This is a genomic window from Thioalkalivibrio sp. ALE10, from assembly GCF_000381385.1.
GTDB lineage: Bacteria > Pseudomonadota > Gammaproteobacteria > Ectothiorhodospirales > Ectothiorhodospiraceae > Thioalkalivibrio.
Genome location: NZ_KB906450.1, coordinates 559965 through 581617 on the forward strand (window position 1 = coordinate 559965; position 21653 = coordinate 581617).

Annotated in this window: 23 protein-coding genes; 18 read left to right on the forward strand and 5 right to left on the reverse strand. The window is 67.0% G+C overall.

The features are described from left to right. Window positions 1-565 precede the first annotated feature (565 nt). A complete protein-coding gene (locus tag F788_RS13560; RefSeq protein WP_155984423.1) occupies window positions 566-1291 on the forward strand; it encodes a hypothetical protein in 726 nt (241 codons plus the stop codon). Between the two features lie 129 nt (window positions 1292-1420). Beyond that, window positions 1421-2122 (forward strand): TIR domain-containing protein, encoded by a 702-nt coding sequence (locus F788_RS13565; protein WP_026332685.1) that lies wholly within the window; start codon window positions 1421-1423, stop codon window positions 2120-2122. Window positions 2123-2278: 156 nt separating this feature from the next. Here the strand turns inward: F788_RS13565 and radA are convergent, their stop codons facing one another. From radA to F788_RS0102855, 3 genes are all read right to left on the reverse strand, one after another. Next, window positions 2279-3628, reverse strand: coding sequence for a DNA repair protein RadA (radA, locus tag F788_RS0102845; RefSeq protein WP_019589185.1), 1350 nt, complete (start codon window positions 3626-3628; stop codon window positions 2279-2281). Window position 3629: 1 nt separating this feature from the next. Continuing rightward, complete coding sequence (locus tag F788_RS0102850) at window positions 3630-4910, reverse strand: HlyC/CorC family transporter (RefSeq protein WP_019589186.1); 1281 nt, start codon at window positions 4908-4910, stop codon at window positions 3630-3632. Window positions 4911-4988: 78 nt separating this feature from the next. Further along, window positions 4989-5789, reverse strand: coding sequence for an inner membrane protein YpjD (locus tag F788_RS0102855; RefSeq protein ID WP_019589187.1), 801 nt, complete (start codon window positions 5787-5789; stop codon window positions 4989-4991). Between the two features lie 134 nt (window positions 5790-5923). On the opposite strand from F788_RS0102855, the gene ffh reads away from it, so the two are divergent. The 12 genes from ffh (at window position 5924) to F788_RS0102915 (ending at window position 16157) form a co-directional block, all read left to right on the forward strand. Beyond that, complete coding sequence (gene ffh, locus F788_RS0102860) at window positions 5924-7312, forward strand: signal recognition particle protein (protein WP_019589188.1); 1389 nt, start codon at window positions 5924-5926, stop codon at window positions 7310-7312. An 89-nt stretch (window positions 7313-7401) separates the two neighbouring features. Beyond that, window positions 7402-7662 carry a 30S ribosomal protein S16 gene (rpsP, locus tag F788_RS0102865; protein ID WP_018870607.1) on the forward strand — a complete coding sequence of 87 codons (261 nt, stop codon included), beginning with the start codon at window positions 7402-7404 and terminating at the stop codon, window positions 7660-7662. 16 nt (window positions 7663-7678) lie between these two features. Further along, complete coding sequence (rimM, locus tag F788_RS0102870) at window positions 7679-8188, forward strand: ribosome maturation factor RimM (protein ID WP_018870606.1); 510 nt, start codon at window positions 7679-7681, stop codon at window positions 8186-8188. Window positions 8189-8195: 7 nt separating this feature from the next. Further along, window positions 8196-8963 (forward strand): tRNA (guanosine(37)-N1)-methyltransferase TrmD, encoded by a 768-nt coding sequence (gene trmD, locus F788_RS0102875; protein WP_019589189.1) that lies wholly within the window; start codon window positions 8196-8198, stop codon window positions 8961-8963. 9 nt (window positions 8964-8972) lie between these two features. Continuing rightward, window positions 8973-9341, forward strand: coding sequence for a 50S ribosomal protein L19 (rplS, locus tag F788_RS0102880; protein ID WP_018870604.1), 369 nt, complete (start codon window positions 8973-8975; stop codon window positions 9339-9341). A gap of 42 nt (window positions 9342-9383) precedes the next feature. Beyond that, window positions 9384-9896, forward strand: coding sequence for a methylated-DNA--[protein]-cysteine S-methyltransferase (locus F788_RS0102885; protein WP_019589190.1), 513 nt, complete (start codon window positions 9384-9386; stop codon window positions 9894-9896). Window positions 9897-10118: 222 nt separating this feature from the next. After that, window positions 10119-10928, forward strand: coding sequence for a sulfur oxidation c-type cytochrome SoxA (soxA, locus tag F788_RS0102890; protein ID WP_019021372.1), 810 nt, complete (start codon window positions 10119-10121; stop codon window positions 10926-10928). Window positions 10929-10955: 27 nt separating this feature from the next. Beyond that, window positions 10956-11636, forward strand: coding sequence for a sulfur oxidation c-type cytochrome SoxX (gene soxX, locus F788_RS0102895; RefSeq protein WP_019589191.1), 681 nt, complete (start codon window positions 10956-10958; stop codon window positions 11634-11636). Window positions 11637-11866: 230 nt separating this feature from the next. Then, window positions 11867-12556: a sulfur oxidation c-type cytochrome SoxX gene (gene soxX / locus F788_RS0102900; RefSeq protein WP_051080602.1), complete on the forward strand. Its 690-nt coding sequence runs from the start codon at window positions 11867-11869 to the stop codon at window positions 12554-12556. Window positions 12557-12670: 114 nt separating this feature from the next. Then, window positions 12671-13564 (forward strand): 23S rRNA (adenine(2030)-N(6))-methyltransferase RlmJ, encoded by an 894-nt coding sequence (locus F788_RS0102905; RefSeq protein WP_019569238.1) that lies wholly within the window; start codon window positions 12671-12673, stop codon window positions 13562-13564. A gap of 33 nt (window positions 13565-13597) precedes the next feature. Then, complete coding sequence (gene htpG, locus F788_RS0102910) at window positions 13598-15514, forward strand: molecular chaperone HtpG (RefSeq protein ID WP_019589193.1); 1917 nt, start codon at window positions 13598-13600, stop codon at window positions 15512-15514. A 160-nt stretch (window positions 15515-15674) separates the two neighbouring features. After that, window positions 15675-16157, forward strand: a complete 483-nt coding sequence (locus F788_RS0102915) for a peptidylprolyl isomerase (RefSeq protein WP_019021368.1) — start codon at window positions 15675-15677, stop codon at window positions 16155-16157. A 103-nt stretch (window positions 16158-16260) separates the two neighbouring features. On the opposite strand, the gene cydC is transcribed toward F788_RS0102915, so the two are convergent. Both cydC and cydD read right to left on the reverse strand, forming a co-directional pair. Next, the gene (cydC, locus tag F788_RS0102920) at window positions 16261-17901 is read right to left on the reverse strand and encodes a thiol reductant ABC exporter subunit CydC (protein WP_019589194.1); all 1641 of its coding nucleotides are present in this window, start codon (window positions 17899-17901) and stop codon (window positions 16261-16263) included. Beyond that, window positions 17898-19586 carry a thiol reductant ABC exporter subunit CydD gene (gene cydD, locus F788_RS0102925; protein ID WP_019589195.1) on the reverse strand — a complete coding sequence of 563 codons (1689 nt, stop codon included), beginning with the start codon at window positions 19584-19586 and terminating at the stop codon, window positions 17898-17900. The genes cydC and cydD overlap by 4 nt, the downstream gene beginning before the upstream one ends. 205 nt (window positions 19587-19791) lie before the next feature. Here cydD and F788_RS0102930 point away from each other — a divergent pair, with 205 nt between their 5' ends. The 4 genes from F788_RS0102930 to F788_RS0102945 are packed head-to-tail and all read left to right on the forward strand — an operon-like array spanning window position 19792 to window position 21650. Further along, window positions 19792-20061 carry a (2Fe-2S)-binding protein gene (locus F788_RS0102930; protein WP_019589196.1) on the forward strand — a complete coding sequence of 90 codons (270 nt, stop codon included), beginning with the start codon at window positions 19792-19794 and terminating at the stop codon, window positions 20059-20061. 55 nt (window positions 20062-20116) lie between these two features. After that, window positions 20117-20809, forward strand: coding sequence for a MotA/TolQ/ExbB proton channel family protein (locus F788_RS0102935; protein WP_019589197.1), 693 nt, complete (start codon window positions 20117-20119; stop codon window positions 20807-20809). Beyond that, window positions 20806-21231 carry a biopolymer transporter ExbD gene (locus F788_RS0102940; RefSeq protein ID WP_019589198.1) on the forward strand — a complete coding sequence of 142 codons (426 nt, stop codon included), beginning with the start codon at window positions 20806-20808 and terminating at the stop codon, window positions 21229-21231. Before F788_RS0102935 ends, F788_RS0102940 begins: the two co-directional genes overlap by 4 nt. Continuing rightward, complete coding sequence (locus F788_RS0102945; protein WP_019569232.1) at window positions 21228-21650, forward strand: biopolymer transporter ExbD; 423 nt, start codon at window positions 21228-21230, stop codon at window positions 21648-21650. The genes F788_RS0102940 and F788_RS0102945 overlap by 4 nt, the downstream gene beginning before the upstream one ends. Window positions 21651-21653: the final 3 nt, after the last annotated feature.

The following is a 21653-nucleotide window of genomic DNA, read 5'->3' on the forward strand; positions in this document are numbered from 1 at the left end:
GCGCCTCTGGGCGCCTTTTTCGTGTCCAGGCCCAGTCGATCCGGACCGCGGCGGGTTCAGGTTCCCGTCCGACGCTCGCGTGCCAAACCTCGCCAGAACTCCGAGCCGGAAGTGCCATCCATTCTGGGTTCACGACGTTATACAGATTCCGTATAGCATCTCCTCCCCACCCGAATTGCCAACCCTGTACCGACGATTTCTGCCCCGCGCTAATCCCGTGCTGAGCAATGTCCCCCGCCCAAGGCTTCGCCAGGCAACGCCCTGGCAGTGCAGTGATAAACCGTTCCGCCCGGACCGCTTACCGGTGGCCTACCTGTCGTTTAACCCGCTGAAAACAGGAACATTCCGGGGCCTCTCCGCCAAACCGCATCCCCTTCCGGCACGGCTTTCTGTTGCCATGAGCTCCCCTCCCTGTTTAGCCATGATTCCATCATGGCTAAACTGTCGGAGCAGAAGCGACCAGAGAAAGGGGCGGTGCCGCGAGGATCAGGTGATATACAGATTCTGTATATCACCAATATGACAGATTCTGTCTAATCTACTGTTAGGTATGGAGGGAGGGGCAGTGCCGAAGATCAAGTTTGAGGATAGAGCTGTAGCGTTCATCGACGTTCTCGGCTTTAAGAATGTTGTCGATGCGGCAGGTCAAGGGGGGAATAAGCATGCTGAACTCGAGACCCTAATTGATCTGCTGGAGAGCGCGGTTCCCAATCTGGATGGAACTGTAGATCATACGGTGCCCACGGACCTGATTCCGAAACATATCTACATATCGGACAGCATTATTTTGAGTGCCCCACTTACCTCAAGCCAAATGCCCAGTTATCGGGGATTGTCGATTCTGGTGATGCGCGTTATCCAGATTAGTCATCTCTTGCTGTCTAAAGGATACTTGCTCCGAGGAGGCATATCGGTCGGCTCAGTTTGGCACACTGATTCGAATATCGTCGGCCCTGCGTATCAAGAGGCATATCAGATAGAGACAAAAACCCTTGTCCCCCGAGTTGAACTGTCACCAAGTGCAAAAAACCATTGGATCAACACCGAGGGTCATTCGAACAAGATGTGCCTTGATTATATGGCTCGATTCATGGTCAATGTGTTGCATGACTATTACATACAGGATGATTCTCATGGTGCGGCGGAACGCGCCTTCGAAAAATACTCTCGCACAATAAATAGCAACCTGAGAGCGCCTAATCATCCAGAGCCCGTCAGGTACAAGTGGTGGTGGTTTAAAGAGTACTTGGAAAGTGAAATTGAGCGGAATGACTACATCATTCATACCTAACAAGGCGGTCAACGGGACGCCAACTGCGCTGCGCTCCGTTGGCGCCCATTACCGCTGGCGTTGGGCGGTGGGATGTGATTGCCCCGATGGTCGGCGTGGACTTTGGTCGGTGAGAGACAGGAGTAGAGAATGACACTTGAAGAAATAAAGGACGCGCTAGCAGAAGGCGGCTATGAGGTTAAGTCGGAGAATAGGGCCGGCAACGACGTCGGCTGGCAACTGCGTCTTACGAATGGCGGCATCGTCAATGTATTCGATAATGGAAATTTTAACGTACAAGGGAAGTGCCAGCCCGAAATCAAGGAAGCGTTGGGGGTCGCATCCGAAAGCTCATCCGCACCATCTGCGCAAGGACAGCTAAAATCGAAAAACGGATATACGAAGGTATTCGTAGTCTACGGACATGACGAGACCGCGAAGAACCACTTGGAAGCAATGCTTCGCCGGTGGGGTCTTGAGCCACTTATACTCGATCAACTGCCCTCGGAAGGGCAAACTTTGATAGAGAAGCTCGAGACTTATACGGCAGAAGTCAACTTCGCTGTGGTGCTTGCCACGCCCGACGACGAGGGACACCGCGCTGGCCACGATGATGAGAAGGCGTTACGAGCGCGCCAAAACGTAGTACTGGAAATGGGAATGCTGCTGTCCGTTCTCGGAAGAAGCCGTGTGGCGATTGTGCTCAATCAGCAGTCAAATATGGAGAGGCCATCGGACATTCAGGGATTGATTTACATACCGTATAAGGACGATTTGCAGAAAGAGGCGGCGCCGACTTTGGCCAAAGAAATGACCGCGCAGGGATACCACATTGACGTGGCGAAACTGTAAACCACCCAACAAGGCCATCCAGCCGACGCTCGTTCCTCGAGCGGCTGATGGCTAGCGTTAGCTACATGTAAGGTCTCGCCTGATTGCATACCGCGAGAGAAGGTACCCGATGGGGGTGAGGGCTGGCGAGTGCGCAGTAGGCCGGGGGGCGCTCGGCTACAACGCGTCGAGGACCTCGCCCAGGCGCGAGACCGCAACCACATCCATGCCCTTGATCGGCTTGCGCGGGGCGTTGGCGGCGGGGGCGATGGCGCGGGTGTAGCCGTGCTTGGCGGCCTCGCGCAGGCGTTCCTCGCCGTTGGGGACCGGGCGGATCTCGCCGGCCAGGCCCACCTCGCCGAAGGCCAGCAGTTCCTGCGGCAGGGGGCGGTCGCGCAGGCTGGACAGGGCGGCGGCCAGCATCGGCAGGTCGGCGGCCGTTTCGGTCACGCGGACGCCGCCGACCACGTTGATGAATACGTCCTGGTCGAACAGGGCCACGCCGCCATGGCGGTGCAGCACGGCCAGCAGCATGGTCAGGCGGTTCTGCTCCAGGCCCACGGTGATGCGCCGTGGCTGCGAGGCGTGGCTCTCGGCGACCAGGGCCTGGACCTCCACCAGCAGCGGGCGCGTACCTTCGCGGGTGACCATCACCACGCTGCCGGGCACCGGGTTCTCGTGGCGTGACAGGAAGATCGCCGAGGGGTTGGAGACCGGTTTGAGGCCGGTCTCCAGCATCGCGAACACGCCCAGCTCGTTGACCGCGCCGAAGCGGTTCTTGACCGCCCGCAGCATGCGGTAGCGCCCGTCCGGGTCGCCCTCGAAGTACAGCACGGTGTCGACCATGTGTTCGAGGATGCGCGGGCCGGCCAGCTGCCCGTCCTTGGTCACGTGGCCGACCAGGATCACGGTAATGCCGCGCTGCTTGGCGAGCCGTACCAGCGCCGCGGCGGCATCGCGCACCTGGCTGACCGATCCCGGGGCCGACTGCGAAGCGGCGGTGAACAGGGTCTGGATGGAGTCGATCACCAGCACCCCGGGGCGTTCGCTTTCGCAGGTGGCGATGATGTTTTCCACCTGCGTCTCGGTCAGCAGGCGCAGGCCGTCCACCTCCAGCCCCAGGCGCTGCCCGCGCATGCTCACCTGCTGGGCGGATTCTTCGCCGGTCACGTACAGGGTCTGCTCTGCCGGCAGGGCGGCCAGGGTCTGCAGCAGCAGGGTGGACTTGCCAATCCCGGGATCGCCGCCGATCAGGATCACCGAGCCGGTGACCAGGCCGCCGCCCAGCGCCCGGTCGAGTTCGGAGATCCCGGTGGAGGTGCGCGGCAGTTCGCCGGTCTCGACCTCGCCCAGCCGGGTGATGCGTGCGCTTTCGCCGGCATAGCCGCCGCCGCGCGGCCCGGCGGAGGCGACCGGTGCGGCCTCCTCGAGGGTGTTCCAGGCACCGCATTCCCCGCACTGGCCGGCCCATTTGGGCGAGGTCGCGCCGCAGGCGCGGCAGATGTACTGGGTCTTGCTGCGGGCCATGTCAGTCTTCCGGGGTGGTCGGGCTGTGGTGTTCGGGCGGGATGCGCACGGTGCGGATGGTGTTGTTCTTGATCTGCACGATGTCCATCACCACGCCGTTGATGCGCACGCTGACCGGGGCTTCGGGGATGCTTTCCAGGTGCTCCACGATCAGCCCGCTGAGGGTGCGCGGGCCGTCCAGCGGCAGGTCCAGCGCCAGAGCGCGGTTGATCTCGCGCAGGTGGATGCCGCCGTCGACCATGGCCGCGCCGTCGTCCTGGAACAGCACGTCGTCGCTCATGGTCGGCGAATCGGTGGTGAACTCGCCGACGATGTCTTCCAGCAGGTCCTCCAGGGTGATCAGCCCCTGGATGTCACCGTATTCATCCACCACCAGGCCAATCCGGCGGCGCTGCTGCTGGAAGTTGATCAGCTGGCGGTTCAGCGGCGTGCCCTCGGGGATGAAACAGGGCGGCGTGACGACCTGGCGCAGCTCGTCGGGGCCGAACTCGTCGCGCTCGATCAGCGGCAGGACATCGCGCAGGTGCAGAAAGCCCAGCACCCGGTCCAGCTCGCCCTCGACCACCGGCAACCGGGTGAAGCTGCCGTGCAGCAGCTGGTCCAGCACCTCGTTCCATGGTTCGGTCAGGTCCAGCACCACGATCTCGTTGCGCGGGATCATGATGTCCTCGACCGTGGCCCGTTCCAGGTCAAGCAGGTTGAGCAGCATGCGGCGATGGTTCGCCGGAATCAGCGAGCCGGCCTCGGAGACCACGCTGCGCAGCTCGTCCGCGCTGAGGGCCGAGCGCTGGCGGGCATCCACCGGCACCCCGAACAGCCGCAGGAAGTTGTTGGCCAGCAGGTTGACCAGCCACACCACCGGCCACAGCACCCGCATCAGTACGCGGTAGATGCGCGCCGCCGGGTAGGCCACCCGCTCGCTGTGCAGGGCCGCCAGGGTCTTGGGGGCGGTCTCGGCGAAGATCAGCAGGGTCAGGGTCAGCACGCCGGTGGCGATGGCCACCCCGGTGTCGCCGAACAGCCGCCAGCCGATGATGGTTGCGATCTGGGCGATCAGGATGTTGACGAAGTTGTTGCCCAGCAGGATCAGGCCGATCAGGCGGTCGGGCTGATCCAGCAGGCGCGCGGCGATGGCCGCCCCGCGATGCCCGGTCTGGGCGCGATGGCGCATGCGGTAGCGGTTCAGCGCCATCAGCGCCGTCTCCGACCCGGAGAAAAAGGCCGACAGCAGGAACAGCACGAGCAGCGCGCCGAACAGGACGGACAGCGGGATCTCTTGCAACGGGGGGACCTGCGGTCAGGTGTGGGCAGGCTCCATTTCAGGCAAGCCCCGCGAGGCTGTCAAGCGCCGGCGCAGGGCTCACACTCGCCCGAGGATGACCTCCAGCACCAGCTTGGTGCCGAAGTAGGCCAGCACCAGCGCGACGAAGCCGCCGGTGGTCCAGGCCAGCGCGCGCGATCCGCGCCAGCCCAGGCGCCAGCGCCCCAGCAGGAGCACGGAGAAGATGACCCAGGCCAGGATCGACAGCACCGACTTGTGCACCAGGTCCTGAGCGAACAGGTCGTCGACGAAGATCATGCCCGAGAGCAGGCTCAGCCCGAGGAACAGCCAGCCGATGAAGATCATGCGGAACAGCCACAGTTCCATGGAGAACAGCGGCGGCAGGTAGCGCACGATCCCGCGCGTGTGGTGGTCGTGCAGGGCGCGGTGCTGGGCGGTCATCACCGCGGCCTGGGCGGTGGACAGGGCGAGGAAGGCCCAGCCCAGCGCGGAAAACAGCACGTGCACCGCGATCCCGGCCGAGGTCGCGTAGCGGGCGTCGCCGTCGCACAGCAGCGCGGTCAGCGCGGCCAGCAGGGTCAGTGGCAGGACCACCATCCCGAGACTGGCCAGCGGGTGGCGCAGGGCGGTGACCCACAGCAGGGCCGCCACCAGCCACATCGACGCCGACAGCGCATTGCCCAGGCACAGGTTCCAGCCGGTGCCGGTCGCGATCGCCGGGACCAGGGCAACCAGATGTGCGATCAGCGCCAGCAGCCACACTGCCAGCGGTCCGCGTGGCTGCCCGGCGGCCAGCGGTCGGTCGCGTATCCCCAGGGCCAGGTAGCCCAGCGCGATCAGGTACAGAAAAACGGCGATGGTTCCGGCGATCGTGGTCATGCGCGGATTATCCCTTGTCACGCCCGCGAATGCACTTCGTCATCGCGCGCTGCAGGAGACCCCCGGTCACGGGTATAATGCTCGATTCGATGCGGGCCGCGCCCCGCCGATTTCATCCGCAGGAGACACGTCCCATGTTCGACGGCCTTTCCAGTCGCCTCCAGGACACGATGAAGCGCCTGAAGGGTCAGGCGCGCCTGACCGAGGACAACATCCAGGAGGCCCTGCGCGAAGTGCGCATGGCCCTGCTCGAGGCCGACGTCGCGCTGCCGGTGGTGCGCGAGTTCGTGAAGGACGTCAAGGAAAAGGCGCTGGGCAAGGAGGTCATCGGCAGCCTGACGCCGGGGCAGGCCCTGATCAAGGTCGTGCACGACGAGCTGGTCGCGACCATGGGTGGCGAGAACGCCTCGCTGAATCTGGCCGCGCAGCCGCCGGCGGTGGTGCTGGTGGCCGGCCTGCAGGGCGCGGGCAAGACCACCAGTATCGGCAAGCTGGCGAAGCTCCTGCGCGAGCGCGACAAGAAACGCGTGGCGGTGGTCAGCTGCGACGTCTACCGCCCCGCCGCAATCCAGCAGCTGGAGACCCTGGCCGGGCAGGTCGAGGTCACCTTCTATCCCAGCGATACCTCGCAGAAGCCCGACGACATCGCCACCGGTGCGGTGCAGCGGGCGCGGCGCGAAGGGATCGACGTGCTGCTGGTGGACACCGCCGGGCGCCTGCACGTCGACGAGGACCTGATGGCCGAGGTGCAGAGCCTGCATGCGGCCGTCGAACCGGTGGAGACCCTGTTCGTGGTCGACTCCATGACCGGGCAGGACGCCGCCAACACCGCGCGCGCGTTTGGTGACGCCCTGCCGCTGACCGGTGTGGTGCTGACCAAGGCCGATGGCGATGCCCGCGGGGGTGCCGCCCTGTCGGTGCGCCAGATCACCGGGGTGCCGATCAAGTTCATCGGCACCGGCGAACGCCCCGACGGGCTCGAGCCCTTCCATCCGGAACGTATCGCGTCCCGTATCCTCGGCAAGGGCGACGTGGTCTCCCTGGTGGAAGAAGCCTCGCGGCAGGTCGACGAGGAAAAGGCCGAGAAGCTCACGCGCAAGCTGAAGAAGGGGCGCGGCTTCGACCTGAACGACCTGCGCGAACAGCTGGCCCAGATGGAGAAGATGGGCGGCATGGGCAGCATGCTGGAAAAGCTGCCCGGCGGCGGCAAGATGCAGGAGGCGATCAAGAATCAGGCCGGCGACAAGGAGATCCGGCGCATGCAGGCCGTGATCTCCTCGATGACCGACGAGGAACGCCGCCACCCGGACATCATCAAGGGGTCGCGCAAGCGCCGCATCGCCGCGGGCTCCGGCTGCCAGATCCAGGACGTCAACCGCCTGCTCAAGCAGCACACCCAGATGAGCAAGGCGATGAAGAAATTTTCCAAGGGCGGCGCATCGAAAATGATGCGGGCCCTTGGAGGACAAATGGGCGGCATGGGCGGCCCTGGAGGCCCCGGAGGGGGCCTGCCGAAACGCTGACGACGGGGCTTCGGCCTTGTCTTGGCGCTGCAATTCGTTATAATCGCGCGTTTTCTCGCGAAACCGAACTTCACGGGGTTCAAGACTTCATGCTTACAATTCGTCTGTCACGCCGCGGCGCCAAGAAGCGCCCCTTCTACTCGATCGTGGTGACCGACTCCCGCGCCCGCCGCGACAGCGGCTACATCGAGCGCGTCGGTTTTCACAATCCGGTTGCCCGCGGTCAGGAAATCCCGCTGAAGATCGACCTCGAGCGGGTCGATTACTGGCTGAGCCACGGTGCCGGCATGTCCGAGCGCGTGGAGCACCTGGTCAAGGGGTACCGCAAGCAGCAGGCTGCGGCGGCCTGACCTCCGGGAGACGCAGGTGAGCGAGGCGGGTGAGCGCATCCGCGTCGGACGCGTCTCCGGGGTCTACGGCGTCAGGGGCTGGGTCCGGATCTTTTCCGAGACCGAGCCGCGTGACGCCATCACCGGTTTCCCCCGCCTGTGGATGAAGCAGGCCGAGGGATGGCGGCTGGTGGAGATTGAAAGCGGCCGCGCGCACGGCCCCGGCGTGGTCATCAAGTTCGCCGGGGTGGCCGATCGCGATGCCGCCTACGGACTGATGGGGGCCGAGCTGGCGATCGAACGCGAGTGGCTGCCCCCGGCGGAAGAAGGCGAGTACTACTGGGCCGACCTGCAGGGCCTGTCCGTTGAACATGTCGACGGCACGCCGCTGGGGACGGTCACCGGTTTCATGGAGACCGGCGCCAATGACGTGATGGTCGTGAGCGGTGAACGCGAGCGGCTGATCCCCTGGGTGCAGGGTCCGTACATCCTCGAGGTCGATCTCGAGGGCGGACGGATCCGGGTGGACTGGGATCCGGAATACTGACGCGGCGATGCGCTTCGACGTCATCACCCTGTTCCCGGAGCTGGTCGCATCCGTGACGCAATGGGGCATCCCGCGCCGGGCCGTGGAGGCCGGGCAGATGGACCTGCGGACCTGGAATCCCAGGGACTGGGCCAGCGGGGTGCACCAGGCGGTGGACGACCGGCCCTATGGCGGCGGCCCCGGCATGGTCATGCAGGTGCCGCCGCTGAAGGGGGCGCTGGACGCCGCCCGGGCCGATGGCCGCGAGGCGCTGCACGTGGTCGCGCTGACCCCGCAGGGACGGCCGCTGGATCAGCAGCGGGTCCGGGCCCTCGCGGCAAGACCGCGGGTGGCGCTGGTCTGCGGCCGCTACGAAGGGATCGACGAACGCTTTATCGAAGCCGAAGTCGATGAAGAAATCTCCCTGGGAGACTACGTGCTCTCCGGCGGGGAACTGGGCGCCATGGCGATCATCGATGCCTGCGCCCGCCTCCGGCCCGGGGTGCTGGGGCATGCGGACTCCGCCGAGCAGGATTCCTTCAGCGAGGGCCTGCTGGACTGTCCGCACTACACCCGGCCGGAGGAACTGAACGGACACCGCGTCCCCGGCGTCCTCCTTGGAGGCGACCACGGCGCGATCCGCCGCTGGCGCCGCCGTGAGGCGCTGGGGCGTACATGGAGCCGCAGGCCGGATCTGCTGGCCCGGCTCGAACTGGGGGGCACGGATCAGGCCCTGCTGGACGAATACCGCGAGCGTCACCCACTGGGTGGCGTCCGCTCCGAGAGCGATGATTGAGGTCGAGCAATGAATAACGTCATTCAGCAACTGGAAGCCGAGCAGATGAAATCCGATGTCCCGGATTTCGGCCCGGGCGATACCGTGGTGGTGCAGGTCAAGGTGCGCGAAGGAGAGCGCGAGCGCCTGCAGGCCTTCGAGGGCGTAGTGATCGGCAAGCGCAACCGCGGCCTGAACTCCGCGTTCACCCTGCGCAAGACCTCCTACGGCAACGGAGTGGAGCGCACCTTCCAGACCCACAGCCCGCAGATCGCCGAGATCCAGGTCAAGCGTCGCGGCAAGGTCCGTCGCGCCAAGCTGTACTACCTGCGCGATCGTACCGGCAAGGCCGCGCGCATCAAGGAAGACGTGCGCGCCCGGGCCAAAGGCCGCGGCTGACTTCCGGGCCGCGGTTGGTCCCGCGGACCCCCGCGCGAGCGCATGCAAGGCCGGCGCTGCATCCTCCCGGGTGCATCGCTGGCCTTTGTGTATGCCTGCGATCCCGAAAACTCCCTCCTCCTGCTCGGCTGGGAAGGCCATGAGACGCGGGTTTCCGTCCCGCTGCGCCTGCCCTTCGCTCCCGAGGTCTACGCCCGGGACCCGCGTGCCTGGGTTCCGCCCGATTGCCTGCCGCCCGGCAGCCCGCATCAGCAACGGGTCTGGCACGCGCTGACTCGCATCCCCGCCGGCGAAACCCGCACCTACGGCCAGATCGCCCGCGCCATTGGCTCCTCGCCGCAGGCCGTGGGCCAGGCCTGTCGTGCCAATCCCTGGCCCCTGTTCATCCCCTGTCATCGTGTCCTGCCGGCCGGCGCCGCCCCCGATCGCGGATCCGCGGGGGGATACGCCGGCCAGGTTGAGGGCACTCTGGCCGCCGCCAAACAGGCCCTCCTGCGCCACGAAGCCAACCGGCAAACCGAAATCAACGGGAACTTTTTGCAAAAAGGGGAATAGATCCGTTCCCCGGGGCGTCTGCCTATCGGTGCCGGACTGCAAGAACCCTTGAAAAACAGACTTTTAGGAAACGCTAATATAGCGTTTGTTTGTTGACACGGTGTTCACGCATTCCGCACTCTGCAGCGTAGGTTCGGGCGACGGAGACCCGGGCCCATCGAATAAAACCGTGTGATGGAGGTTTCCATGTTCAAGAAAGCATTGCTCGCCTTGCCCGTAGCAATGGCGGTCGGGGGCGCTGCCCAGGCCGGCGAATGGCAGGACCCGACCGATGTCCTGCAGAAGCTGCTCGACGCCAATCCCGATTCGGCGTATCTGCATCAGAGTGAGCAGAACATCATGATGATGCCGGACAACCCCGCCCTGTGGGTGGCGGAAGACGGCGAGCAGCTGTTCTACGAGGAACGCGGGCCGAACAACGCATCGCTGGAAGGCTGCGACTTCGGCAAGGGCGAGGGCGTGCTGGAAGGCGCCTACGTGGAGCTGCCGCGCTACTTCGAGGACGTCGGCAAGGTCATGGATTTCGAGCAGCGCCTGGTGCACTGCATGAAGGAAATCCAGGGCTACGACGCCGATGACGCGGCCGTCGCGCAGCGCCACGGCAGCGGTTCGGACATCATGCAGCTGACCACCTATATCGCCATGCAGTCTTCCGGCATGGAGTGGCAGCCGCAGAACGATCATCCCGAGGAACAGGCGATGATCGCGGCCGGCGAGAAGCTGTTCTTCCGTCGCGGCGGAGCCCAGGACTTCAACTGCGCCTCCTGTCACGGTCAGTCCGGCAAGCGCATTCGTGCGTCGGTCCTGCCCGAGATGCGTAACTCCCAGGAATGGACCAAGGCGGTCTCCTGGCCGGCCCAGCGTGCCGGGCACGACAACGTCCGCAGTCAGAACCACCGCATCCGTGGTTGCGTGTGGCAGATGCGCCACGCCGGCATCAAGCCGGACTCGATGGCCAACACCGCGCTCATCGCTTTCTGGAATGACGCGGCGCGTGGCGAACCGGCGATCCTGCCCGACCTGAAGCGGTAACCCCGGACGCAATAGGAGACAGCAAGCATGTTCAAGAAAAATACTGTTGCGGCCGGTGTGGCCGCCTTTGCAACCGTCGCGCTGGCAACGGGCTGCGCCGTGGCCGAGGGCAACAAGTCGGACGACGTCGACATCACTGCGATGAGTGCGGACGAGCTGGCCGAATACATGATCTTCGAGTCGGACAGCTTCCGCTTCGATCAGGTCCCGCAGGAAGGCGGTACCATGGAAGAGCGCATGACCCAGGACGAGATCCAGGCGGCCTGCTCGATCGAGGGTGACCCGGACGGCGAGACCGCCGGCCGTGTGGTGGCTCTGGCCCGCGAGCAGTACGAGGCCCCGGAAGGCGACATCGAGCTGGGCGACTGGCAACGCGGTGAAGAGCTGGCGTTCTCCGGCTACGGCTACCGGATCGGTCACCGCAACGATGACCATTCGACCCGCGAAGCCGGCGGCAACTGCGTCAACTGCCACGTGTTCGATCCGGAAGGTCCCACGCAGGGCACCATCGGGCCGAGCCTGGTGAACTACGGCGCAACCCGCGGCGACAGCCAGGCCATCCGGGAATACGTCCATCAGGTCATCCACAACCCGCACCAGTACTTCCCGTGTGCGGAAATGCCCCGGTTCCAGGGCCTGCTGAGCGAGGAGCAGATCAGCCATATCATGGCCTATCTGCTGGATCCGGAGTCCCCGGTCAACAACTGATCCGGGGCAGCCGCAAGGCTGCATGACGATCCGTTCGGCGGATCGTGACCCGGGCCGCCGCGTTCCTCGCGGCGGCCCCCTCCCGGGGCATTCGCCACGGGACCAGACATTATTCACCATCGCACCCGCGATCCGGGCTCAACCGGGCGCCGCCGTGCACCCTGCCGGTGCCGCCGGTGTGGCTGCGGTCGCGAGTTCGGCGGCGAAACGGAATCGGGGAGACATCAGGGATGCCAGGCCACAGGGTACGTTGGGGGTTGCCGCTTGCCGTGTCGGCGGCGTTGTTCACCACGGGGTGTCAGTTCTTCGGCGACGCCGACGAGGGCGAGATCGACATCGCCTCGATGGAGACGGACGAACTGGTCGAATACATCGTGTTCGAATCGGACAGTTATCGACTGAACCAGCCCGTTCAGGAAGGCGGCTCGGCCCGCGGGCGCATGGAGCAGGATGACCTGCAGCGTGCATGTTCCGTGGTCGGAGGGGAGCTTCCGGACGATCAGGTGCAGGAGGTGATTGCGCTCGCCCGGGAAGGCTACGAGGCACCCCCCGGGGGCCCGCGTCTGGGTGACTGGGAGCGGGGCGCGGAGCTCGCCCGTTCCGGCTACGGGTTCCGCGTGGGGCATCGCAACGATGACCACTCGACGCGCACTCCCGGCGGTAACTGCTACGCCTGTCACCAGATGGACCCGAACGAGCCGGTTTATGGCACGATCGGGCCGAGCCTGGCCGGGTACGGGGACGGCCGGGGTACCGACGAGGCGTCCCTGCGGTATGCGCATGAGGTGATCTCGAATCCGCACCAGTATTTCCCCTGTACGGAGATGCCCCGGTTCGGTTCCAACGAACTGCTGAGCGAGCGGGAGATCAGCCACATCATGGCCTATCTGCTGGACCCGGAGTCCCCGGTAAACCAGTAAACTGCCCCCGCAGCGGGCGCCGCGCTCCGTGACCCGGAGCCGGCCGCAAGGAAGTCCAGCCACCGTGGTCCGCCGCGGTGGTTTTTTTATGGCCGGGGCGAAAGGGAGCGAGCCATGCTCAGCTATCAGCACGACTACCACGCCGGCAATTTCGCCGATATCCACAAGCATCTGGTGCTGCGCGCGGTGCTGGCGGCATTGCAGCGGCGGAACAAGCCGTTCGTGGCGCTCGATCTGCATGCCGGGGCCGGGGTTTATGACCTGGGCGGCGAGCGGGCGCGCAAGACCGGCGAGGCGGCGCTCGGCATCGAGCGCCTGCGCGCCTGTGCTTGCGAAACCGCGCTGCCGGAGGCGGTGACCGGGTTTCTGGAGACCGTGCAGCAGGTGGCCGGGACCGACGGGTATCCGGGATCACCGGCGTTGATCCGCGCGTCCCTGCGCGAGAATGACCGGCTGGTGGCCTGCGAGATGCACCCCGAGGCCCACGAACGCCTGCAGCGCGCGTTCGCCGGGGATGCGCGCTGCCATGTGCACCGGCGCGATGCGCGCGAGGCCGCCCGCGGGCTGTTCCCGCCGCAGCCGCGGCGCGGGTTCGCCTTGCTGGACCCTTCGTATGAACGCCCGGCGGAATACCGCGAGGTGGCGGAGATCGCGGAGACCATCCTGGAGCGCTGGAACACCGGGATGGTGGTGATCTGGTATCCGGTGCTGGCGGGGCGTCCCGATCACCCCCTGATGGAACGGCTGTGCACCCGGAGCATCCCCTGGGTGCGCAGCGAACTGCGCCTGCGTGATGATCCCGGCGCGGAGCGCGGGGCGCATCCCGGGCTCGCAGGCTCCGGCATGCTGGTGCTCCGGCCGCCGTGGCAGCTGGAAGAAGAACTGGCCGCAACTCTGCCTGCGGTGCTCGGCTGCCTCGATCCGGAGGGCGAGGGGGCGCTTTATCGTGCCGAGGGGCTTGAAGAAGGTCGCGGCGACCCCAGACTCCGGCGTGTCACCAATGTCTGAACCCATCCGAACCCATCACGGAGTCGTAATCCCATGACCGAAACCCGGACCGAGCAAGCCGCCGCCGGCGCGGAAACCCGCCAGTTCGAGACCGAGGTCAGCCAGCTGCTGCAGCTGATGATCCACTCGCTGTATTCCAACCGCGAGATCTTCCTGCGCGAGCTGATTTCCAACGGCGCGGATGCCTGCGACAAGCTGCGCTTCGAGGCGACCGCGAACCCCGATGCGATCCCGCAGCCGGCCGAGCTGCACATCGACGTGGACGTGGACAAGGATGCCCGCACCGTGACCGTGCGCGACAACGGCATCGGCATGTCGCGCGACGAGGTGATCCAGCAGATCGGGACCATCGCCCATTCGGGTACCCGGGCCTTCCTCGAGAAGCTGACCGGCGACCAGCAGAAGGATGCCCAGCTGATCGGGCAGTTCGGGGTCGGGTTCTATTCCTCGTTCATCGTGGCCGACCACGTGCGCGTGGAGACCCGGCGCGCCGGTACCGGGATCGAGGCCGGCACGCGCTGGGAGTCGAAGGGCGATGGCGAATACACCCTCGCCGAATGCGAGCGCGCGGAACCGGGCACCGAGATCACCCTGACCCTGAAGGAAGACGCCGACGAGTTCCTCGAGCCGATGCGCCTGCGCCACGTGATCGGGCGCTACTCGGACCACGTGGCCTTCCCGATCCGCATGCGCAAGCAGGACGACGAAGGCAATCCCACGGACGAGTGGGAGACCGTCAACCGTGCCAGTGCACTGTGGACGCGGCCGAAGAGCGAGATCTCCGACGAGGAATACCGCGAGTTCTACAAGCACATCGCGCACGATTTCGAGGACCCGGTGGCCTGGACCCACAACCACGTGGAAGGCCGCCAGGAGTACACCACGCTGTTCTACATCCCCGGCCGGGCGCCGTTCGACCTGTGGGATCGCGACGCACGCCACGGGGTGAAGCTGTACGTGAAGCGCGTGTTCATCATGGACGACGCGGAGAAGCTGCTGCCGAACTACCTGCGCTTCGTGCGCGGGGTGGTGGACTCGGCCGATCTGCCGCTGAACGTCTCGCGCGAGATCCTGCAGGACAACCGCCTGGTGGATTCCATCCGGTCCGGCTCGGTGAAGAAGATCCTCGGCCTGCTGGAGAACATCGCGAAGAACGAGCCGGAGAAATACGCCGGGATCTGGGACAACTTCGGCCGCGTGCTCAAGGAAGGCCCCGGCGAGGACTTCGCCAACCAGCAGCAGATCGCGGGTCTGCTGCGCTTTGCCAGCACGTACAACGACGATGACACGCAGAACGTCTCCTTCGCGGACTACAAGGCCCGCATGAAGGAGGGGCAGGACGCGATCTACGTGATCAGCGCCGACAACGCCGCCGCCGCGCGCAACAGCCCGCATCTGGAGGTGTTCCGCAAGCACGGCATCGAGGTGCTGCTGCTGTCCGACCGGGTGGACGAGTGGCTGCTGTCCAACCTGCGCGAGTTCGACGGTACGCCGATCAAGAACGTCGCCAAGGGCGATCTCGATCTGGACAACATCATCGGCGAGCAGGATTCCGATGATACGGACGACGCCGAGAACCGGAAGGACGACGAACTGGGCGACCTGCCCGAGCGCATCCAGAGCGCGCTGGGTGACCGGGTCGACTCCGTGCGCCCGTCGAAGCGGCTGGTGGACTCGCCGGCCTGCATCGTACTCGGCGAGCACGAGATGGCGCTGTATCTGCAGGAGCTGCTGAAGCAGGCCGGACAGGAGACCTTCTCCTCGAAGCCGGTACTGGAGGTCAATGCGCAGCATCCGCTGGTCGAACGGCTGAAGACGGCGGAAGGCGACGACTTCAACGATCTCGCCTCGCTGCTGTTCGAACAGTCCCTGCTGGCCGAGGGCGGGCAGCTGGAGGATCCGTCCGGGTTCGTGCAGCGCCTGAACCGGTTCCTGCTGCAGGCGGCCTGAGCGGTCGCCCGCCGCGGACTCTGTACGCAACGCATGCGCCGGGCTCCTGCCCGGCGTTCTTGTTTGCGCGCCGGGATTCCGGCACCGTGACCGGGGCCTGTGACGCGAAGGGGGCGGGCACGTTACCCTGTCGGGCCATATCTCAAGAGAGCAAAGCCCAATGCAAGTCGCGCAGAACTCCGTGGTGTCCATCCACTACAAGCTCACCAACGACGCCGGTGAGACCATCGACAGCTCCGAAGGCCGCGAGCCGCTGGCCTACATGCACGGCAACGGCCAGATCGTGCCGGGCCTCGAGCGCCAGCTGGAAGGCAAGGCCGCCGGTGACAAGGTCCAGGCCACGGTGCCGCCGGAAGAAGGCTACGGCGAGAAGCTGGACGCCATGGTCCAGGAAGTCCCGATGGAGGCCTTCCAGGGCGTCGACTCGATCGAGCCGGGCATGCAGTTCCAGGCCCAGACCGAAAACGGTCCGCTGACCGTGACGGTCACCAAGGTCGAGGGCGATACCGCCACGGTGGATGGCAACCATCCGCTGGCCGGCCAGACCCTCAATTTCGATGTCGAGGTGGTGGACGTGCGCGAGGCCTCCGCGGAAGAACTGGAACACGGTCACGCCCACGGGCCGGGCGGTCACGAGCACTGATCCTGCCTGCCGGGCCGGCCCCCGCCCGGTCCGGGACCCCCGGCGGTCGCAGCCCCGCGGTCGCCGGGTCTTTCTTCCCTCGCCTGTTCTCCCGAAAACGTCCCTATAGCGCCAGCCGTGGCCAGTGCGCCGGCATGCGCCGGGGTGCGTGGGTCACGATGACCGTCTGCCGCGCCTCCAGCCAGGGCCCGATGCGCTCCAGGATCGCCGCCTCGGTGGCTTCGTCCAGTCCTGCAAAGGGTTCGTCCAGCAGGGCAACCGGCCGGTCCTGCAGCAGCAGCCAGGCCAGCGCCACCCGGCGTGCCTGCCCGCCGGAGAGGTTGCCGGCATCTTCGCCCAGCGGATACTCCAGGCTGTAGCCCATGCGCTGCAGAAGCGGCGCGATGCGCACCTGATCCAGCACGGCCCACAGGCGGTCGGCGGGCAGATCGGGTCGGCCGAGGCGCAGGTTGGCGGCCAGGCTGTCGTCCAGCAGGCGCACGCGCTGGGGCAGGTAGCCGATCACCCGGTGGCGGGTGTCGGGATCCAGCGTGGTCAGGTCCTGCTCGCCCCACCGGAGTTCGCCGCCGGTGGGCGCCAGTTCCCCGGCCAGGGTCTCCAGCAGGGCGGTCTTGCCGCGCCCGCTGATGCCGTGGACCACCAGCGGATAACCGGGCTCCGGCCGGATATCCAGCGGGCCGGCCAGCGGGCGGTCGGCGCGGAAGCCGACGCTCAGGCCGCGCGCTTCCAGCGGGCCGGGGGGCAGTTCGACGGGTTCTGCCCCGGCGGGCTCCGGACCCTCGGCTTCGGCCTCGGTCTCGCGCAGGCGCCGCGCCGCTTCCAGGCTCTCGCCGAGGCGCCACCAGGCGCCGGGCAGGCTGCCCAGCGCCTCGTTGAGGCCCAGGGTCATCAGGGTGAGCAGCACGGCGACCGGCCCGGAGATCAGCCCTTCGGCGTAGGCATGCAGCGCGTAGCCCAGCATGGCGAGGGTGGTCAGCATCACCACCAGCTGCACGCCCTGTTCGCCCAGCACCCCCGCGCGTTCCTGGGTCAGGCGCCGCGCGGCTCCCTCACGGGCTCGCCGGGCCAGGGCCGCTCGGCGTTCCTCCAGGCGGCCAAACGCAGTCAGTTCCGGCAGCCCGCCGAAGTAGTCCAGCAGCGCCACGCGCTCATTCGATTCTTCCTGCACCAGCCGGCGGCCATGACGCCGACCGGCCGCCGCCGCAAGCCCGGCGGTGATCAGGGTGATCGCGGCGGCCACCAGCAGAATGACTGCGGCGAGCGGCGGGGCCAGCCACAGCGCGATCGCCACGGCGCTGACCAGTGCCAGCAGGGCCCCGACCATCGGTCCCACCACCCGCAGCGGGATGGCGTCCAGGGTGTCGATGTCGCTGGTCAGGCGGGCCTGCAGGTCGCCGCTGCGCAGACTTGCCAGACGCCGCGCCGGCCAGCGCGCCAGCTGGCGGAAGGTGGTCGCGCGCAGGTCGGAGAGGATGCGCAGGACCGCTTCGTGTCCGGTCACGCGCTCGAAATACCGGGCGATCGTGCGCAGCACCGCCGCCGCACGTATCCCGCCGGACGGTGAATAGATGTCCAGGGTGGCCAGCATGCCGGCCCCGGCCAGAGCGGTGGCGGTGATGAACCAGCCCGACAGCGCGAGCAGCACGATGCCGCTGACCCAGGTCACCGCCAGCAGCAGCCAGGCCAGCAGGCTCCAGCCGAGGCGCGAGGTGAACAGGCGTTGCAGGTATTCACGGTCCGTCATGCGAGGCTCTCCACGCGGCCATCGGCCAGCCGGACCACCCGGCTGGCACGTTCCCGGACGGCCTCGCGGTGGGCCGCGATGACCAGGGTGATGTCGTGCTCGGCGGCCAGGGCGAACAGGGTGTCCAGCAGGGCGGCCTCGGTCGCCTCGTCGAGCGCGCTGGTGGGTTCGTCCAGCAGCCACAGCGGATGCCCGGCGAGGATCCCGCGGGCCATCGCGATGCGCTGGGCCTGCCCCCCGGAGATCCCGGTGTTGCCTTCGCCGATGGCGGTATCCAGCCCGTCCGGCAGCTGCGGGTCATCGACCGGCAGCCCGGCGCGGGCGAGGGCGTCCTTCATCGCCGCTTCGCTTACCGGTTCGGCGCTGGCCAATTGCAGATTGTCCCGCAGGCTGCCGTGGAACAGGTGGGCGTCCTGGCCGATCCACACGAACCGCTGCAGGTCGTCGGCCACGCGGATCTCGCCGCCGGCCGGCCGCAGGAAGCCGGCCAGCAGCGCCAGCAGGGTGGACTTGCCGGAGCCGCTGGGGCCGGTTACCGCCAGGTGTTCCCCGCGGCCGATCTGCAGGTCGATGTCGTGCAGGGCCGGTTGGGCGGTATCCGGATACTGCACCTGCACTCCGGCCAGGTGTACCGCCGTCCGCGGGCTGTCCGGCGCCCCGGGCGGGGCGGTGGCGGGGCCACCGGCCGGCTGCAACAGGGGCGCCAGGGACTCGGCCGCGGCCAGCGCGGCGGCCCGGTCGTGATAGCTCTGCGCGAACTGGCGCAGGGGCAGGAAGTATTCGGGCGCCAGCACCAGGATGAACAGCCCGGTGAACAGGGTCAGGCTGCCGGCCGGACCGTAGTCGATCGCCCCGAACAGGCCGAAACCGATATAGATGGCCAGCAGGCCGATGGCGACCGCGCTGAAGAATTCCATGATCGCCGACGACAGGAACGCGACCCGCAGCACGCGCATGGTCAGGCGGCGGTGTTCGTCGCTGGCGGCCACCACCGCTTCGCGGGCCGCCTGCGTGGCGCGCGCGCGGCGCAGAAAGTCGAGGCTGCGCAGGCGGTCGAGGAAGTGCCCGGCGAGGCGGTTCTCCTCGTCCTGCTGGCGGCGGTGGATCTGTTCGGCGCCCATGCCGACCAGGGCCATGAAGGCGGGAATCAGCGGTGCCGAGAGCAGCAGCAGTCCGGCGGCGAGCCAGTCCAGCCAGGCCACCGTCAGCAGCAGCACCAGCGGGGTCAGGATCACCATGCGGGTGCCGGGCAGGTAGCGCGCGTAGTGGCCGGTCAGGTCTTCCACTCGCCGCAGGTAGTGATCGACCCAGGCCCCTGACGGCGCGCGGTGCGCCAGATGCACGGGGCCGTCGCGCCGGGCCGCGTCCAGTAGTTCCTCGCGCAGTTCACGCTTGACCGCATCCGCCAGACGATGGCCGGCGCCATCGCGCAGGGCCTGCAGGGCATAGCGCAGCACCGCCGCCACCGCCGCGCCCGCCAGCACCATGCCCAGTGGCAGGCGTTCCGGTGCGAACAGCGCCATGTGGACCGCCCAGGCGATCAGGCCGGCCAGGGCCACGGTGGCCAGGGTGGCGCCCACCCCGGCGGCGGTGGCGCCCAGCAGCCAGTGGCGGTGCGGACGCATGCGCGCCTGCAGCCAGGGGCCGGGGCGCGGAAGGCCGGAGTCGGGGGCGTCGGCGGGCATCGAAATCCTTCCGTGACGGGGCGGGGTCCGCGGGTCCGGGGCGGCCCCGGGACGGAAATTCGAAACTAATCTATAAGAAGATGCTGATCAATGGACCCGGCAACGGGTGGGGCCGACACACCTGAAAAGAATAGTGTTGAAAAGCATTCTCATTAGCGGTAATGTCGCCTCATCCACCCATTGCCAGGGGCCGGAGCCGTCAAAGATGATTGTATGTGTCTGCAATGCCGTGCGCGAACGCCAGATTCGGGAGCTGGTGGCGCAAAGCGATACCCGCGTCCGTATGCGCGATCTGCGCGAACAGCTGGGTGTGTGCGGTGATTGCGGCAAGTGCGCACGGCGGGCCCGGGGGATCCTGCGCGACTGCGCGGATCGCGCGGGCCAGCCGGTGGCCGGACACGCTCCGGCCGGGGGCTTCGCGGGCATTCCGGTGACGGCCGGGACCACGGCAGCGGGGGCTTGCGCGGCCACCTAGGATCGGTCCGGTGCGCCGCGCGCGCCCCTTCAGGCAACGAATTCGGGATCCAGCAATGAATGCATTGATCGAGTCCCTGGCGGGCGAGCGCTTCGCCGGGTTTCTGGACGCGGGCGGGCCCGTGGTGGCCATCCTTCTGGTGGCGTCGGTGGTGGCACTGGCGTTCGTACTGGTAAAGCTCTGGCAGCTCTGGCAGCTGCGGGTGACCGACGTGCGTCCGGCCGAGCAGGCCCTGGAGCTGTTCCACGGCGGGGATCCGGAAGCCGCCATTCGGCATGCCGAAGCCACGCCCAACCCGGCAGCGCGCGCAGTGGCCCGTGGTATTCGCGGACTGCGCTCCGGCGTGCCCGAAGCCACCGTACGGGAAGAGGTCGTGCGGTATGGCAACGCGACCATCCAGTCCCTGCGCCAGGGTCTGCGGCCGCTGGAGGTGATCGGTGCGCTGGCGCCGCTGCTGGGCCTGCTGGGGACGGTCATGGGCATGATCAAGGCCTTTCAGGCGCTGGAAGAAGCCGGCAGCCAGGTGGATCCGGCGATCCTGTCCGGCGGCATCTGGGAAGCCCTGCTGACCACCGCCGTGGGCCTGGCCGTGGCGATCCCCGTGGTGGCCGCGCTGAACTGGCTGGAGACCCGCGTGGAGCGGGTGGCGCATCGCATGGATGACGCGGTCACGCGGCTGTTCACCGGCCAGCTGATGACCCCGGCCCCGCGCGAGAAGGCCGCGGATGCGGAGCCCGCCAGCCAATGACCGGTGACCCGGCGGAACAGCTGACGCTGGACACCGGTCGCCCGCGCCGGCGTAACCTGATCAGCCTGACGCCGCTGATCGACGTCGTTTTCATTCTGCTGGTGTTCTTCATGCTCGCCTCCAGTTTCCTCGACTGGCGCGCCGTGGAGCTGGAGGCCCCGGCCGAGGCCGGGGGAGCCGGCTCCATGGAAGGCGCAATGCTGGTGGAGGTGCGGCCCGATGACCTGCGTCTGGGCGGCATTGCGGTACCCGCCGCTGAACTGCGCGAACGCGTGTCCGCGCGGCTGGCGGAGGACGCCGACACCCGCGTGCTGGTGATGCCGGTGGCCGGGGTGAACATGCAGCGCACCGTCGAGATCCTCGAGGCGCTGGCCGATGCCGGGGTCCGCGACCTGTCCGTGATCCGGGAGGGCGGCTCATGATCGGGCAGCGTCGCCATTTCCACGTCGCGCACCGGCCGCGCAACGACGACGAGAGCATACTGCCGCTGATCAACATCGTGTTCCTGCTGCTGATCTTCTTCATGGTGGCGGGGCAGCTGAGCGCGGTGGATCCGTTCGAGGTCGAGCCGGTGGAGTCCGCGGTGGATGGCCGGCCCGGCCCCGACGAATTCATGGTGATCGTGGGCACCGAGGGGCGTCTGGCGGTCAACCAGGACGAGATCGATCTCGAGGGCATGGCGCGTCTGGTGGGTGAGCACCTGCAGCGGCACGGCGATGCGGCGCGGGTGCGGGTGAAGGCCGATGGCCGCGCCGAGGCCGTCGACGTGGTCGGCATTCTCGAACGCCTGCGCGAGGCGGGCGTGGAGCGTATCGATTTGCTGACCGTGCCGGAGACCTGAAGC